General features: G+C 72.1%; 10 protein-coding genes and 1 rRNA gene. 5 read left to right on the top strand and 6 right to left on the bottom strand.

The genetic code is table 11. The features are described from left to right. Window positions 1-91 (top strand): 5S ribosomal RNA (gene rrf, locus ABZ725_RS28050); the annotation flags it as partial. Between the two features lie 105 nt (window positions 92-196). On the opposite strand, the gene ABZ725_RS28045 is transcribed toward rrf, so the two are convergent. Genes ABZ725_RS28045 through ABZ725_RS28025 form a run of 5 tightly spaced genes read right to left on the bottom strand, consistent with a single transcriptional unit; the run spans window position 197 to window position 5,870 of the window. Continuing rightward, window positions 197-1,507, bottom strand: coding sequence for a DUF58 domain-containing protein (locus ABZ725_RS28045; RefSeq protein WP_358805294.1), 1,311 nt, complete (start codon window positions 1,505-1,507; stop codon window positions 197-199). Beyond that, window positions 1,507-2,496 (bottom strand): MoxR family ATPase, encoded by a 990-nt coding sequence (locus ABZ725_RS28040; protein WP_358805293.1) that lies wholly within the window; start codon window positions 2,494-2,496, stop codon window positions 1,507-1,509. The genes ABZ725_RS28045 and ABZ725_RS28040 overlap by 1 nt, the downstream gene beginning before the upstream one ends. Continuing rightward, on the bottom strand, window positions 2,496-3,692 hold the full coding sequence (locus ABZ725_RS28035) for a DUF4350 domain-containing protein (protein WP_358805292.1): 1,197 nt from the start codon (window positions 3,690-3,692) through the stop codon (window positions 2,496-2,498). The genes ABZ725_RS28040 and ABZ725_RS28035 overlap by 1 nt, the downstream gene beginning before the upstream one ends. Continuing rightward, on the bottom strand, window positions 3,689-4,498 hold the full coding sequence (locus ABZ725_RS28030) for a DUF4129 domain-containing protein (protein WP_358805291.1): 810 nt from the start codon (window positions 4,496-4,498) through the stop codon (window positions 3,689-3,691). The genes ABZ725_RS28035 and ABZ725_RS28030 overlap by 4 nt, the downstream gene beginning before the upstream one ends. 4 nt (window positions 4,499-4,502) lie before the next feature. After that, window positions 4,503-5,870: a glycerophosphoryl diester phosphodiesterase membrane domain-containing protein gene (locus ABZ725_RS28025; RefSeq protein WP_358805290.1), complete on the bottom strand. Its 1,368-nt coding sequence runs from the start codon at window positions 5,868-5,870 to the stop codon at window positions 4,503-4,505. 140 nt (window positions 5,871-6,010) lie between these two features. Here ABZ725_RS28025 and mtnA point away from each other — a divergent pair, with 140 nt between their 5' ends. Further along, window positions 6,011-7,156, top strand: coding sequence for an S-methyl-5-thioribose-1-phosphate isomerase (gene mtnA, locus ABZ725_RS28020; protein WP_358805289.1), 1,146 nt, complete (start codon window positions 6,011-6,013; stop codon window positions 7,154-7,156). Between the two features lie 37 nt (window positions 7,157-7,193). Here the strand turns inward: mtnA and ABZ725_RS28015 are convergent, their stop codons facing one another. Beyond that, window positions 7,194-8,054, bottom strand: coding sequence for a GNAT family N-acetyltransferase (locus tag ABZ725_RS28015; protein WP_358805288.1), 861 nt, complete (start codon window positions 8,052-8,054; stop codon window positions 7,194-7,196). A 182-nt stretch (window positions 8,055-8,236) separates the two neighbouring features. Here ABZ725_RS28015 and mtrA point away from each other — a divergent pair, with 182 nt between their 5' ends. Genes mtrA through ABZ725_RS28000 form a run of 3 tightly spaced genes read left to right on the top strand, consistent with a single transcriptional unit; the run spans window position 8,237 to window position 12,951 of the window. Further along, the gene (gene mtrA, locus ABZ725_RS28010; protein ID WP_187283109.1) at window positions 8,237-8,926 is read left to right on the top strand and encodes a two-component system response regulator MtrA; all 690 of its coding nucleotides are present in this window, start codon (window positions 8,237-8,239) and stop codon (window positions 8,924-8,926) included. A 1-nt stretch (window position 8,927) separates the two neighbouring features. Beyond that, window positions 8,928-11,120, top strand: a complete 2,193-nt coding sequence (mtrB, locus tag ABZ725_RS28005) for an MtrAB system histidine kinase MtrB (RefSeq protein WP_358805287.1) — start codon at window positions 8,928-8,930, stop codon at window positions 11,118-11,120. After that, window positions 11,110-12,951, top strand: a complete 1,842-nt coding sequence (locus tag ABZ725_RS28000; protein ID WP_358805286.1) for an LpqB family beta-propeller domain-containing protein — start codon at window positions 11,110-11,112, stop codon at window positions 12,949-12,951. The genes mtrB and ABZ725_RS28000 overlap by 11 nt, the downstream gene beginning before the upstream one ends. Window positions 12,952-13,084: the final 133 nt, after the last annotated feature.

Raw genomic sequence — 13,084 nt, 5'->3', positions numbered from 1 at the left:
GCCCGGTTACATTCCGAACCCGGAAGCTAAGCCTTACAGCGCCGATGGTACTGCAGGGGGGACCCTGTGGGAGAGTAGGACACCGCCGAACAAATTTTATAGAAAACCCCTGTACCGTTAATTCGGTACGGGGGTTTTCTGCGTTCAGACCTTGACTTGAATTGACGGGCTCTCCCATGGGAGAGCCCGTTTTGCGTTACAGGCGGCCGGCTGCTTTTAGCGCCAGATAGGCATCTGCCAGTGCCGGGGCGAGTTCCTCCGGTGTTGCGTCGACAACGGTGACACCGCGTCGGCGGAGTTGTTCGGCTGTGCGGTGGCGTTCGGTCTGGGCCTGGGCGGCGGCTGCGGCCTCGTACACCGCGTCGACATTGCCGCGTGAGGTGGCCATGCGGGCGATGTGGGGATCGGCGACCGATGCCACCAGGACCGTATGGCGTTGGGTGAGCTGAGGGAGGACGGGGAGGAGGCCTTCTTCGACCGGGGAGGCGTCGAGCGTGGTCAGCAGGACGATGAGGGAGCGGCGGGGGGCCGTGCGGAGGGCTGCGGCGGTGAGGCCACGGGCGTTCGTTTCGACCAGTTCGGGTTCGAGGGTCGCCATGGCGTTGACCAGGGACGGAAGCACGTCGCGAGCTGTTCGGCCCTGGACCAGGGCGCGTACTCGGCGGTCGTAGGCGAGGAGGTCGACGCGGTCGCCGGCGCGGGATGCCAGTGCTGCGAGGAGCAGTGCGGCGTCCATGGAGGCGTCGAGGCGGGGTGCGTCGTCGACGCGTCCTGCGGAGGTGCGGCCGGTGTCGAGGACCAGGAGGATGTGTCGGTCGCGTTCGGGGCGCCAGGTGCGGACAGCGACCGTTGAGTGGCGGGCGGTGGCTCGCCAGTCGATCGAACGGGTGTCGTCGCCGGGAACGTATTCGCGAAGGCTGTCGAATTCTGTGCCCTCGCCGCGGGTGAGGACGCTGGTGCGGCCGTCCAGTTCGCGCAGGCGGGCCAGTTTCGACGGGAGGTGCTTGCGGCTGGTGAACGGGGGCAGGACGCGTACGGTCCAGGGGACCTTGTGGGTGCCTTGGCGGGAGAAGAGGCCGAGGGGGCCGAAGGAGCGGATCGTGACGCGGTCGGTGTGGTGGTCGCCTCGGCGGGTGGGGCGTAGGCGGGTGGTGATGCGGCGGCGTTCGCCGGGCGGGACCGTCAGATGGTGGCGGGAGGCCTCTGCCTCGGTGCCTGGTTGCCAACTGCTGGGGGGCCAGGCGTCGCGGAGGTGGGCGCGCAGGGGGCGGCCGGACGGGTTGGTGATGGTGAGGGTGATGTCCGCCGGGTCGCCGAGGCGGGCGGTGGTGTCGCCGGAGCGGGTCAGGCCGAGCCGGCGTACAGGGGCTGCCAGGGCGAAGTCGCAGGCACAGGCGACGGCCAGGGGAGCGTTGACGGCGAGGATGCCCGTCCAGCTGGGGTCCCAGATGCCGATGGGGAGGGAGCCGAGGGCCGCGATGAGTGCGGTGCGTCCGGTGAGCGCCATCAGCGGGGGACGGGGACGTGGGTGAGGATCGCGTTGATGACGGAGTCTGCGGTCACGCCTTCCATCTCGGCTTCGGGGCGGAGCTGTACGCGGTGGCGGAGGGTGGGGAGGGCGAGGGCTTTGACGTCGTCGGGGATGACGTAGTCGCGGCCGGTCAGCCAGGCCCAGGCGCGCGCTGTGGCCAGGAGGGCGGTCGCGCCGCGGGGGGAGACGCCCAGGGTGAGGGAGGGCGATTCTCGGGTGGTGCGGCAGATGTCGACGACGTAGGCCGTGATCTCGGGGGAGATCGTCGTCTTGGCGACTGCTGCGCGGGCGGCTTCGAGGTCGGCGGGGCCTGCGACGGGGCGTACGCCGGCGGCGTGCAGGTCGCGTGGGTTGAAGCCCTCGGCGTGGCGGGTGAGGACGTCGATCTCCTCCTGGCGGGAGGGGAGCGGGATGGTGAGCTTGAGGAGGAAGCGGTCCAGCTGGGCTTCGGGGAGGGGGTAGGTGCCCTCGTACTCGACGGGGTTCTGGGTCGCGGCGACCAGGAACGGGTCCGGGAGGGGGCGGGGGGTGCCGTCGACGGTGACCTGGCGTTCTTCCATGGCTTCGAGGAGGGACGACTGGGTCTTCGGCGGGGTGCGGTTGATTTCGTCGGCCAGGAGGAGGTTGGTGAAGACCGGGCCGGGTTGGAAGGAGAACTCGGCCGTGCGGGCGTCGTAGACGAGGGAGCCGGTGATGTCGCTCGGCATGAGGTCGGGGGTGAACTGGACGCGCTTGGTGTCGAGTTCGAGTGCGGAGGCGAGGGCGCGGACGAGCAACGTTTTGGCCACTCCGGGGACTCCTTCGAGGAGAACGTGTCCGCGGCAGAGGAGGGCGACGACGAGACCGGTCACGGCGGGGTCCTGGCCGACCACGGCCTTGGAGATCTCGGCGCGCAGGGCTTCCAGGGAGGCGCGGGCCTGGCCCGGGTCCCCGGTGTTCCCGGCGTTGTCAGTGGTCGGGTCCATCATGGACGGCGTACCTCTCTTTCGAGGGCGTCGAGTTGGTCGGCGAGTGCGATCAGGGCCGCGTCGTCGCCGGGTGGTGGGCCGAAGAGGAGGGAGTGCAGGGACTGTCCGTCGCCGTGGAGGTGGGCGGACAGGGCGGGGACGAGTGCCTCGGGCGCGTGCGCCTGGGTGACGGGGACGCCTAGGAGAGGGGCGAGGCGGGTGCGGGTGGTGGAGCGAAGAGCGGCGGCTGCGCGGTCGCGGGCGTCCGCTTTGCGGTAGAGGCGGGCGCGGCCTTCGACGGTTTCGGAGGCGCGGATCGCCACGGGGAGTCTTTCGGGCACGAGTGGGCCGAGTCGGCGTGCCCTCCAGAGGGCGGCGAGGGCTGCCGCGAAGAAGAGTTGCAGTGTGCCCCAGAGCCAGCCGGAGGGGAGCAGGTCGAAGAAGCTTTTTTCGTCGTCCGGGTCGGTGGCTGAGGTGTCGGAGAGCGAGGGGAGGTACCAGACCAGATGGGTGCGGGAGCCGAGGAGTTGGAGGGCGAGCGAGGCGTTGCCCTGCTCGTCGAGACGCTTGTTGTAGAGGATGTCGGGCGCGCCGAGGACGATGGTGTCGCCGTCGCCGGTGGTGTCCGGGATGCGCAGCAGGGTGGCCAGGCGCTCGCTGGGGTAGCACTCGTCGGCGCCGAGGTGGCGGGTGGTGTAGCGGATGCCGCCGGTTTCGGCGGTGCCGGCGCGGCGGGCGGCGGGCAGTGCGCAGTCGGGGGAGAGTGCGGTGCCGCGGCTGTTGGCCGGGTCGGCGGTCACGCCGGGGGCGAGGGTGCTCACGGACCAGCTGCCGGGGGCGACGAGGAGAGTGCGGCCGCCGGAGCCGGCGAGCGCCGAGCGCAGCTCCCCTTGTTGATGTTTCGTCAGGAGGTCGGGGGCGGCGATCAGGAGGGTGGTGTCGGGGCCGGCTGCGGTGCGGGCCGCGGTCAGGGTGGTGACCACGCGGGTGGACACGCCGTGGTCGGCGAGGAGTTCGGCGACGGCGCGGCTGCCGTAGGGGTCGGGGGAGCGCGGGTCGAGGGCGCCGTGGCGGGCGTCGGACTGGAGCGCGGCGAGCGTGACGGCCGCGGCCAGGAGGAGCGCGAGGGCGAGGGCGAGTCCTCGCGCGCGGGTCCACAGTCGGTGGGCGGTGGGCGAGGTCGAGGTGGACGGGAGCGTGGCCTCGGTCGTCATTCGGCGGCTCCCTGGCGGGCGGTGTGGGCCGCGGTGTGGGTGTTGCTCGCCGTCAGTTGGGGTTTGGTGCGTTCCAGGTCGAGGTCGAGTTCGGCGATGCGGCCGTACGACTGTTCGGTTGCTCGGCGGCCGCCGTATGTGACGTCGTCGAAGTCGCGGGCGGCGGCGCTGAGTCGGTCGGCGTGGGCGGGCAGGGTGCGGCCGGCTTCGGCGGCGGCCTCGTCGGCCGTGCGGCCGGGGCGGGCGTCGAGGAGGGCGCGTTCCTCCAGGGAGCGGACGATGGCGCGCATGCGTTCCTGGACGGCCTGGTTCCAGTGGCCCTGGGCGGCGTGGGCCTCGGCGGCGGCGCGGTGTTCGGCGGCGCTGCGGGGACGGTCGTCGAACAGGGCGGCGGTGGAGGAGGGGCCGCGGCGCGGGGTGCCCAGGTGCCACCACAGGGCGGCCACGACGGCTACGACGGCGAGGATGACGACCAGGAGGCCGAGTGTCCCGCCGGGGGTGGCGGTGGAGGCGGTGCCGAACAGGTCGCCGATCCAGTCCCAGAGGGTGTCCAGGGCGCGCTGGAAGAGGCCGGGGTCGTTCTGGTGGTACAGGTCCTTCGACAGCTCGCGGCGGGCCGCCTCCCGCGCGGGATCGCGGGGGATGGTGACCGGCGGTTCGTCGCCCGAGCGGGCCAGTGACAGCGCGGTGCCGTTGCCCGCCCGCAGCAGGGCTTCCACGGCCCGGTCGGCGATGCCGGGCAGCGCCCGTGCGGGCAGGCTGCCCGGGAGTGGTGCCGAGGTGAGTGCTCCCCCCGCCAGGCTCACCGCATCAGCTCCCCGGAGTCGTGCCGGGTGCGGGGGAGCCGTAGTCCTGGAGGCCTGCGGCGCGGGCCAGGTCGAGGTCGAGGGCCTCGCGGCGGATGCGCTGGTCGATGTAGAGGAGCACGATGACGCCTGCCGCGATCGGGAAGGTGATCATGGAGCCGATGCCGCTGACGATCAGGTAGGTCCAGCCGTAGTCGCCGCCGGCTTCGACCATGTTGCTGACGCCTCCGTCGCTGAGGGAGGCGCCGAGGAGGGCGAACGGCACGACGATGATCATCGCGATGATGTTCGAGATGAGCAGGGCGAGCAGTTGGATGCCGAAGACGCGCCACCAGGAGCTGCGGGTGAGCTTCGCGGAGCGGCCGAGCGCCTTCTTGATGCTCTGCTTCTCCAGCATCAGCGCGGGCGAGGCGAGGGAGAAGCGGACCAGCAGCCACAGCACCAGGACGACCGAGCCCAGGATGCCGAAGGCCTTGAGGGCGGATCCCGCGTCGGCGTTTCCGGCGGCGCTCACCAGGATGCCCGGCAGCAGACACGCGAGCGCGACGCCGGCGGCGATGAGCACCAGCAGGAAGATCAGGCCGAACAGCTTGGGCACCTGGGGGCGGGCGTCGCGCCAGGCCTCCCCGAGGGTGACCGGTTTGCCGAGCACCGCCCGGCTGGTGACGGCGGTGAGGAGGGCGGTCGCCGTGATGGTGCCGAGGAGGGTGATGAGGAGGACGGGGCCGGAGGCGCGCATGGCGTCGCCCATGGCGCTGAGCTGCTCGTCGACGGTGGCGCTCGGGTCACCGAGGGCGGTGGTGTCCGTGGTGCCGTTCAGGATCAGGCCCTGGAGCAGGACGACGAGGATCTCGGTGACGACCGCGACGGTCAGCGAGATGCCCAGGACCGTGCGCCAGTAGGTGCGCATGGTGGCGACGGCGCCGTCGAGGATCTCGCCCACGCCGAGCGGACGCAGCGGGATCACGCCGGGCTTGGCCGCGGGCGGGGGGCCGCCCCAGCCGGCGCCCCAGCCGCCGGGGGCTCCGTAGCCGCCGGGAGGGCCGTAGCCCCCGGGGCCTGCGGGGCCGCCGGGGTGTCCGCCGCCCGGGCCTGCGGGCGGGTAGGCGCCCCAGCCCTGGGCGGGCGCCGGCGGCGGAGGGGGCGGCGGGGTCTGGCCCGGGTTCTGGGGGCCTGCGGGCGCGGACCACTGGCCGGGTGGCGGCTGTTCCTTGGACCACTTCGTGCCGGGGCTCTGTGGGTTCGCGCCCGGCTGGTCCTCGGGCTGACCGCCGGAGGGCCGGTCGACGGGCTCGGCGGGGTGGGACGCGCCGGGCTCCTGTCCGTCGGACGGGGCGGATCCGGGCGAGGCCCAGCCCGGAGTGTCTTTCATCGTCGCTCCTTCACGGTGCCCGTCCGCGGTCGCGGCGGCAGGTTGGGAGCCATCGTGCCATGGGGTGCTCACCGGTGGATCGGCCGCGGTCTGGGCTGCACTCCTTCAATTGTCCGCCGGATCGGGGGCAGACTGACGACATGGCTGATCAGTACGCGCAATCCGGCGAGGACAAGCGGCCGACCGGGATACCCGCGATCCGTTGGGAGGAACCGCCCGAGGGTCCTGTACTGGTTCTTCTCGACCAGACGAGACTGCCGGTCGAGGAAGTCGAACTGGTGTGTACGGACGCGTCTGTGCTGGTGGAGGCGATCCGCTCGCTGGCTGTACGCGGGGCGCCGCTGCTCGGGATCGCCGGGGCGTACGGCGTCGCGCTCGCCGCCGCGCGCGGATTCGACGTGGACGAGGCCGCGAACGCGCTGGCGGGCGCCCGGCCCACCGCGGTGAATCTGTCCGTCGGGGTGCGCCGGGCCCGGGCCGCGTACCGGGCGGCGCTCGCCGAGGGCGGTGATCCGGGGCAGGGGGCGCGGGCCGCGTTGGCCGCGGCGCGGCGGCTGCACCGGGAGGACGCCGAGGCCAGTGTCCGGATGGCCGGGCACGGGCTGGCGCTGCTCGACGAGCTGCTGCCGGGCGGCGGGCACCGGGTCCTCACGCACTGCAACACCGGGTCGCTGGTGTCGGGCGGGGAGGGGACGGCGTTCGCGGTGGCGCTCGCCGCGCACCGGGCGGGGCGGCTTCGGCGGCTGTGGGTGGACGAGACGCGTCCGCTGTTGCAGGGAGCCCGGCTCACGGCGTACGAGGCGGCGCGCAACGGCATGGCGTACACCTTGCTGACGGACAACGCGGCGGGCTCGCTCTTCGCGGCGGGAGAGGTGGACGCGGTGCTGATCGGGGCGGACCGGATCGCGGCCGACGGATCGGTGGCGAACAAGGTGGGGAGTTATCCGCTCGCGGTGCTCGCCCGGTACCACCATGTGCCGTTCATCGTGGTGGCGCCGGTGACGACGGTGGATCCGCAGACGCCGGACGGCGCGTCGATCGAGGTGGAGCAGCGTCCCGGGTACGAGGTCACGGAGGTCATGTCGCCCCAGGCGCCGGTGACGGGAGCGGGAGGAGGGACGGCGGTGGCACCGTTGGGGACTCAGGCGTACAACCCGGCGTTCGACGTGACGCCGCCCGAGTTGGTGACGGCGATCGTCACGGAGGAAGGCGCGGTCTCGCCCGTGACGGCTGCCGCGCTTGCCGAGCTGTGCGGCAGGGCGCGCCAGGACTCGGGCCGGATCTGACCGCCCGTCGGTCGGCGGCCCGGGCCGGAGGTCCGGCTCATGAGCGTGCGGGTTGGCCGGCGATCAGGAGGGTGGTGCCTGTGGGGCGGAAGCCCAGGCGGGCGTAGATGCGGGCGACGGTGTCCTCGGCGTAGGCGAGGAAGACCGTGTCGACGCCGTGGGCGCGGGCGTGGGTGACCAGGGCCGCTGTCACGGCGGCGGCCAGGCCCTGACGGCGGGCGGAGGGGAGAGTGCCGATGCCGCCGATCTCGGTGGTGCCGGTCGCCGGGTGGTAGTGGCCGGTGGCCAGGGGGGTGCCGTCCGGGGCGAGGGCGGCGAGGAGCGTCTTGTGCCTGGCTCGGAGCGTGGGGCGCACGGTGGCCACCGTGCCGTCCTCGGTCAGCTCCGCGGCCAGCCGCGACAGCTTCGTGCGGTCCGGCAGGTGGTCCGTCGGGCCCGTCGCGGGGCGGGGCTCCTGGGCGAAGGCCAGGCGGGGGAGGGCGAGGGCGGCGGGCAGGACGGGGTCGTCCGCGGTCAGCGCGCGCAGCGTCACGCCGTCCGGCACGGGTTGTGGAAGGAGGGTGTGGTGCGGCGGGAGGGCCATCAGCGGGCGGCGCAGCACCTTCAGGCCCGCGGCCTCGATGAGGGGACGAAGCTCCGGTGCCGACTCGGCCAGCCATTCGAACGCCTCCGGCACACCGAGCTCACGCTGCCGGGCCCGCACCCTGGCGATGTCGGCGGCGCCGACGGAGGCCGCGCCCTCCGCGGTGGGCTGGGCGTGACCCGGGCCGCCGTAGTACGGAGCGCCCGGCTCCTTGCGGACGAACAGACGCAGCGGGCCGAAGTCCTCGGCGTCGGCGAAGAGGAGGGGGACGGTGGCGTAGTACTCCTGGATGCGGTCGCGCAACGGGTCACTCATACGGCGTATCCCACCACTGGAAGGGGCCGCACAGCAGCGAGTTGCGCCGCTGAGATCGCCGCTGACACCCGTGCCGACATCGACGTCGGGGGACCGGGGCAGACAGTGACGGTCCCGTACGACTATCGTCACTGGTCGGTGACCCTGCTCACCTGCACAACCTTCACCGTTATGAGAATGGGATGATGTCGTTTATGAAGGGACGAGTCCTTGTCGTCGACGACGACACCGCACTGGCCGAGATGCTCGGCATTGTGCTGCGTGGTGAAGGTTTTGAGCCGTCTTTCGTAGCCGACGGCGACAAGGCGCTGGCTGCGTTCCGTGAGGCGAAGCCCGATCTGGTGCTGCTGGACCTGATGCTGCCCGGCCGGGACGGCATCGAGGTGTGCCGCCTGATCAGGGCGGAGTCCGGAGTGCCGATCGTGATGCTCACGGCCAAGAGCGACACCGTGGACGTGGTCGTCGGGCTGGAGTCCGGCGCCGACGACTACATCGTGAAGCCGTTCAAGCCGAAGGAGCTGGTCGCCCGGATCCGGGCGCGGCTGCGGAGGTCGGAGGAGCCCGCACCGGAACAGCTCGCCATAGGCGACCTCGTCATCGACGTGGCCGGTCACTCCGTGAAGCGGGACGGGCAGTCGATCGCGCTGACCCCGTTGGAGTTCGACCTGCTGGTCGCGCTCGCCCGCAAGCCCTGGCAGGTGTTCACCCGCGAGGTGCTCCTCGAGCAGGTATGGGGCTACCGGCACGCGGCGGACACCCGCCTGGTCAATGTGCATGTACAGCGGCTGCGCTCCAAGGTCGAGAAGGACCCGGAGCGGCCCGAGATCGTGGTGACCGTACGTGGCGTCGGATACAAGGCAGGACCCAGCTGACATGTCCGGGGACAGTGCCGCTTCGGCTCCCGGCCGGTCCGGGGCCCGTCCGCAGCGGCCTGTCGGCCGTAAGACGCCGGGTTCACGCTTCGCCCGCCTCCTCGAAGGCGGACTGCTGCAGGGCGGGGTGCAGGGCAGCCCCGTCCTGAGGCTGCTGCTGCGCTTGGTGCGCCGGCCGCTGCTGCCCGTCATGCGGCTGTGGCGGCGCAACATCCAGCTCAAGGTCGTCGCCACCACGCTGCTGATGTCGCTGGGCGTCGTCCTGCTGCTCGGCTTCGTCGTCATCGGGCAGGTCCGCAACGGGCTGCTGGACGCCAAGGTCAAGGCGTCCCAGAGCCAGGCCACCGGCGGGTTCGCCGTGGCCAAGCAGAAGGCCGACGAGGCCGCCAGCGCCGTCGCCGACGACGGAACCCCCGCGAACGGCCGCGCCTCGCAGAACGTCATCGAATGGATGAGCGAACTCGTGCTGTCGCTGTCCAGCGGCGGCCAGGGCGCCTTCGACGTGGTCACCCTGCCCCCCGGCGACGACACCGCCGGCGGCCGCGGGCCGCGCGCCTCCGGCTTCGTCGACCCCAACAAGAGCGTCCCGGAGAACCTCCGCGCGCGGGTCAACACCAGCACCGGCGCGGTCCAGAGCTACTCCCGCATCATCTACCTCAGCGACAAGGACTCCCAGCCGGCCCTCGTCATCGGCAAGCAGGTCAACGACCCCAACGGCGACACCTACGAGCTGTACTACCTCTTCCCGCTCACGCAGGAGGAGAAGTCGCTGAGCCTGGTCAAGGGGACGCTGGCGACCGCCGGGCTCTTCGTCGTCGTACTCCTCGGGGCCATCGCCTGGCTCGTCGTGCGGCAGGTCGTCACGCCCGTGCGGATGGCCGCCGGGATCGCCGAGCGGCTGTCCGCCGGGCGGCTGCAGGAACGCATGAAGGTCACCGGCGAGGACGACATCGCACGCCTCGGCGAGGCCTTCAACAAGATGGCGCAGAACCTCCAGCTGAAGATCCAACAACTGGAGGACCTGTCGCGGATGCAACGGCGGTTCGTCTCCGACGTCTCGCACGAGCTGCGGACCCCGCTGACGACCGTCCGCATGGCCGCCGACGTCATCCACGACGCACGGGTCGACTTCGACCCCATCACCGCACGGTCCGCGGAACTGCTCGCCGACCAGCTCGACCGGTTCGAGACGCTCCTCGCCGACCTGCTGGAGATCAGCCGCTTCGACGCCGGCGCCGCCGCCCTGGAGGCCGAACCGATCGACCTCAGGGAGGTCGTGCGGCGGGTCGTCAGCGGGGCCGCGCCGCTCGCCGAACGCAAGGGGACGAACGTACGCGTCATCGGCGACCAGCAGCCCGTCGTCGCCGAGGCCGACGCCCGGCGGGTGGAGCGGGTGCTGCGCAACCTCGTGGTCAACGCCGTGGAACACGGCGAGGGCAAGGACGTCATCGTCAAACTGGCCGCCGCGGGCGGGGCCGTCGCCATCGCCGTGCGCGACTACGGCGTCGGGCTCAAACCCGGCGAGGCCACCCGCGTCTTCAGCCGGTTCTGGCGCGCCGACCCGGCACGCGCGCGTACCACCGGCGGAACCGGCCTGGGGCTGTCCATCGCTCTGGAGGACGCGCGACTGCACGGCGGCTGGCTGCAGGCCTGGGGAGAGCCCGGCGGCGGCTCACAGTTCCGGCTGACGCTGCCCAGGACCGCCGACGAGCCGCTGCGGGGCTCACCGATACCGCTCGAGCCCAAGGACTCCCGCCGCAACCGCGGGGAACTCGACGAGGCCGGTCTGCCGCGCGGCGGAGGCGAGAAGAGCGCGACCGTGCCGGTGCAGCCCGCCGCCGAGCAGCTGTCGGCCGCCCGGACCCCGCTCACGCCCAGGATCGCCTCCGTCGCCCCCACGGCCGACCCGACGGCGCTGCCCGGCAACGGCGCGCGCGTGGTGCCGCGGCCCGCCTCGGGCACGAACGGCGGACGACGGCAGGACGAGACGCCCGCCGCCGGGACGACGGCAGGCGACGAGGGCCCGCAGCAGCGGGAGCGGCCGGAGCGGCCGGAGCGAACCGAGCGGGCGGGAACCGCTGACACGGGTGACACAGACGACGCCGGTGACGCGGCGCCGAGGGGGACTGCGGACCGGCCAGGCGCCGGGGCGCGGGGCGCGGACGAGCATGGGGAGGCATTTCGTGGGCGCTGAGCAGCGCGAGGGGGGAACCCGGCGCACGCCGGGGCGCGTGGTGGCCTACGCCGCCGGCGGCGTCGTACTGCTGGCGGGGTGCGCCTCGATGCCCGACAGCGGGGATCTGCGCGACGTCGAAGCCACCCAGCGCCAGGACACCCAGGTACGGGTGTTCGCGATGCCGCCCCGCGACGACGCACCGCCCTCGGAGATCGTCCAGGGCTTCCTCGAAGCGCTCACCAGCGACGACCCGGGCTACTCGACGGCACGGCAGTACCTGACCGAGAAAGTCGCCCAGAAGTGGGAGCCGGAACGGTCCACGACGGTCCTGGCGGACGGCCCGGCGACCGAGGCCGGACCCGCCGGAGGCCGGGAGGACGGCGACGACTACTCGTTCGTCCTGACCGGCACGAGAGTCGCCACCGTCGACGCCCAACAGTCCTACACGCCCGCCTCGGGCCGATACGGGCAGACGGTCCACCTCACCCGCGACAAGAAGACCGGGCAGTGGCGCATCGACGCCCTCCCCCCGGGCGTCGTCATGGGCAAGTCGGACTTCCAGCGCAACTACGTGTCCGTCAACAAGTACTACTTCGCCTCCAACACCGCGGCCGACAGCTCCGGCCAGCCCATGGCCGTCGCCGACCCCGTCTACGTGCGTGAACGGGTCGACCCCATGACGCAGGTGGTGCGGTCCGTGCTCAACGGACCCACCAGCTGGCTGCGCCACGTCGTCAGATCCGGCTTCCCGACGGGAACCACGCTGCCCAAGGGCGTCACCTCGCTGACGCCCGACGACCAGAACAAGCTCACCGTGCCGCTGAACGACAAGGCCGCCGACATCGGACAGGGCAAGTGCGACGAGATGGCCGCCCAGCTGCTGTTCTCCCTGCAGAGCCTGACCCCCACCGTCGACGAGATCGCACTGCGCGCAGGCGGCACACAGCTGTGCTCCCTCACCGAGGAACGGGCCACGGCCGTCGCCGCGCGCGGCTCGGAGACCGACCCCGACTACCTGTACTTCATCGACGGCCAGCACCGCCTCGAACGCATTTCGAGCGGCAGCAGCAGCGACAACGCCAAGGCCGTCCCCGTACCCGGAGCGCTCGGCGACGGCGCCAAGGCGCTCAGCTCGGTCGCCGTGGCCCGCGACGAACACAGCGCCGCCGGAGTCGCCCTCGACGGCAAGACGCTCTACGTCACCTCCACCGTGTCGGGCAGTTCCATCGGCGACCCCGTGCTGCAGAGCAAGGGCAAGACGGAGGCCGACCGGCTCACCACCCCCAGCTGGGACGCCCAGGGCAACCTGTGGGTGGCCGACCGCGACCCCGAGGACCCCCGCCTGCTGCTGCTCGAGAAGGGCGGCGGCCAGCCGCTGGAGGTGCTCACGCCGGGTCTGGACGGCCGTATCAACGCCGTGCGCGTGGCCGCCGACGGGGTGCGGATCGCGCTCGTCGTGGACAAGGGCGGCAAGCAGTCCCTGCTCATCGGACGGATCGAGCGCAGCCAGGGCAGCGGCGAGCCGCCGTCCATGTCGGTCCAGGAACTGCGCTCCGCGACACCGGAGTTGGAACAGGTCACGGCCATGTCGTGGGCCGGGGACAGCCGGCTCGTGGTGGTCGGGCGCGAGTCCGGCGGCGTGGAGCAGGTGCAGTACGTGCAGTGCGACGGCTCGATCCCCGAGGCGGCCACGCTTCCCGGCCTCACCGAGGTCACGAGCATCGCCGCTTCCGAGGACAGCGACACCCCGCTCTTCGCGACCTCCAAGGACGGACTGCTGTGGCTGCCCGGCGGCAGCGGCTGGCGGACGCTGAAGGAGACCGCGTCGGTCGCGTTTTACCCGGGGTGATCTTTTCCCTCCCGGCTGTTCCGGCTCTCCCGGCTGTTCCTGGCATTCCAGGGCGAAGTCCTTTGGATCTGCTTTCCGCCTGAACCTTTCTGCCTGCCTTCGCGCGAGTTTTCCACAGGGCGTCGACGGAGTT

This window comes from Streptomyces sp. NPDC006872 (assembly GCF_040635845.1).
Taxonomy (GTDB): domain Bacteria; phylum Actinomycetota; class Actinomycetes; order Streptomycetales; family Streptomycetaceae; genus Streptomyces.
The sequence above is the reverse complement of the archived record's forward strand: the minus strand, read 5'-3'. Positions and strand labels throughout refer to the sequence as shown.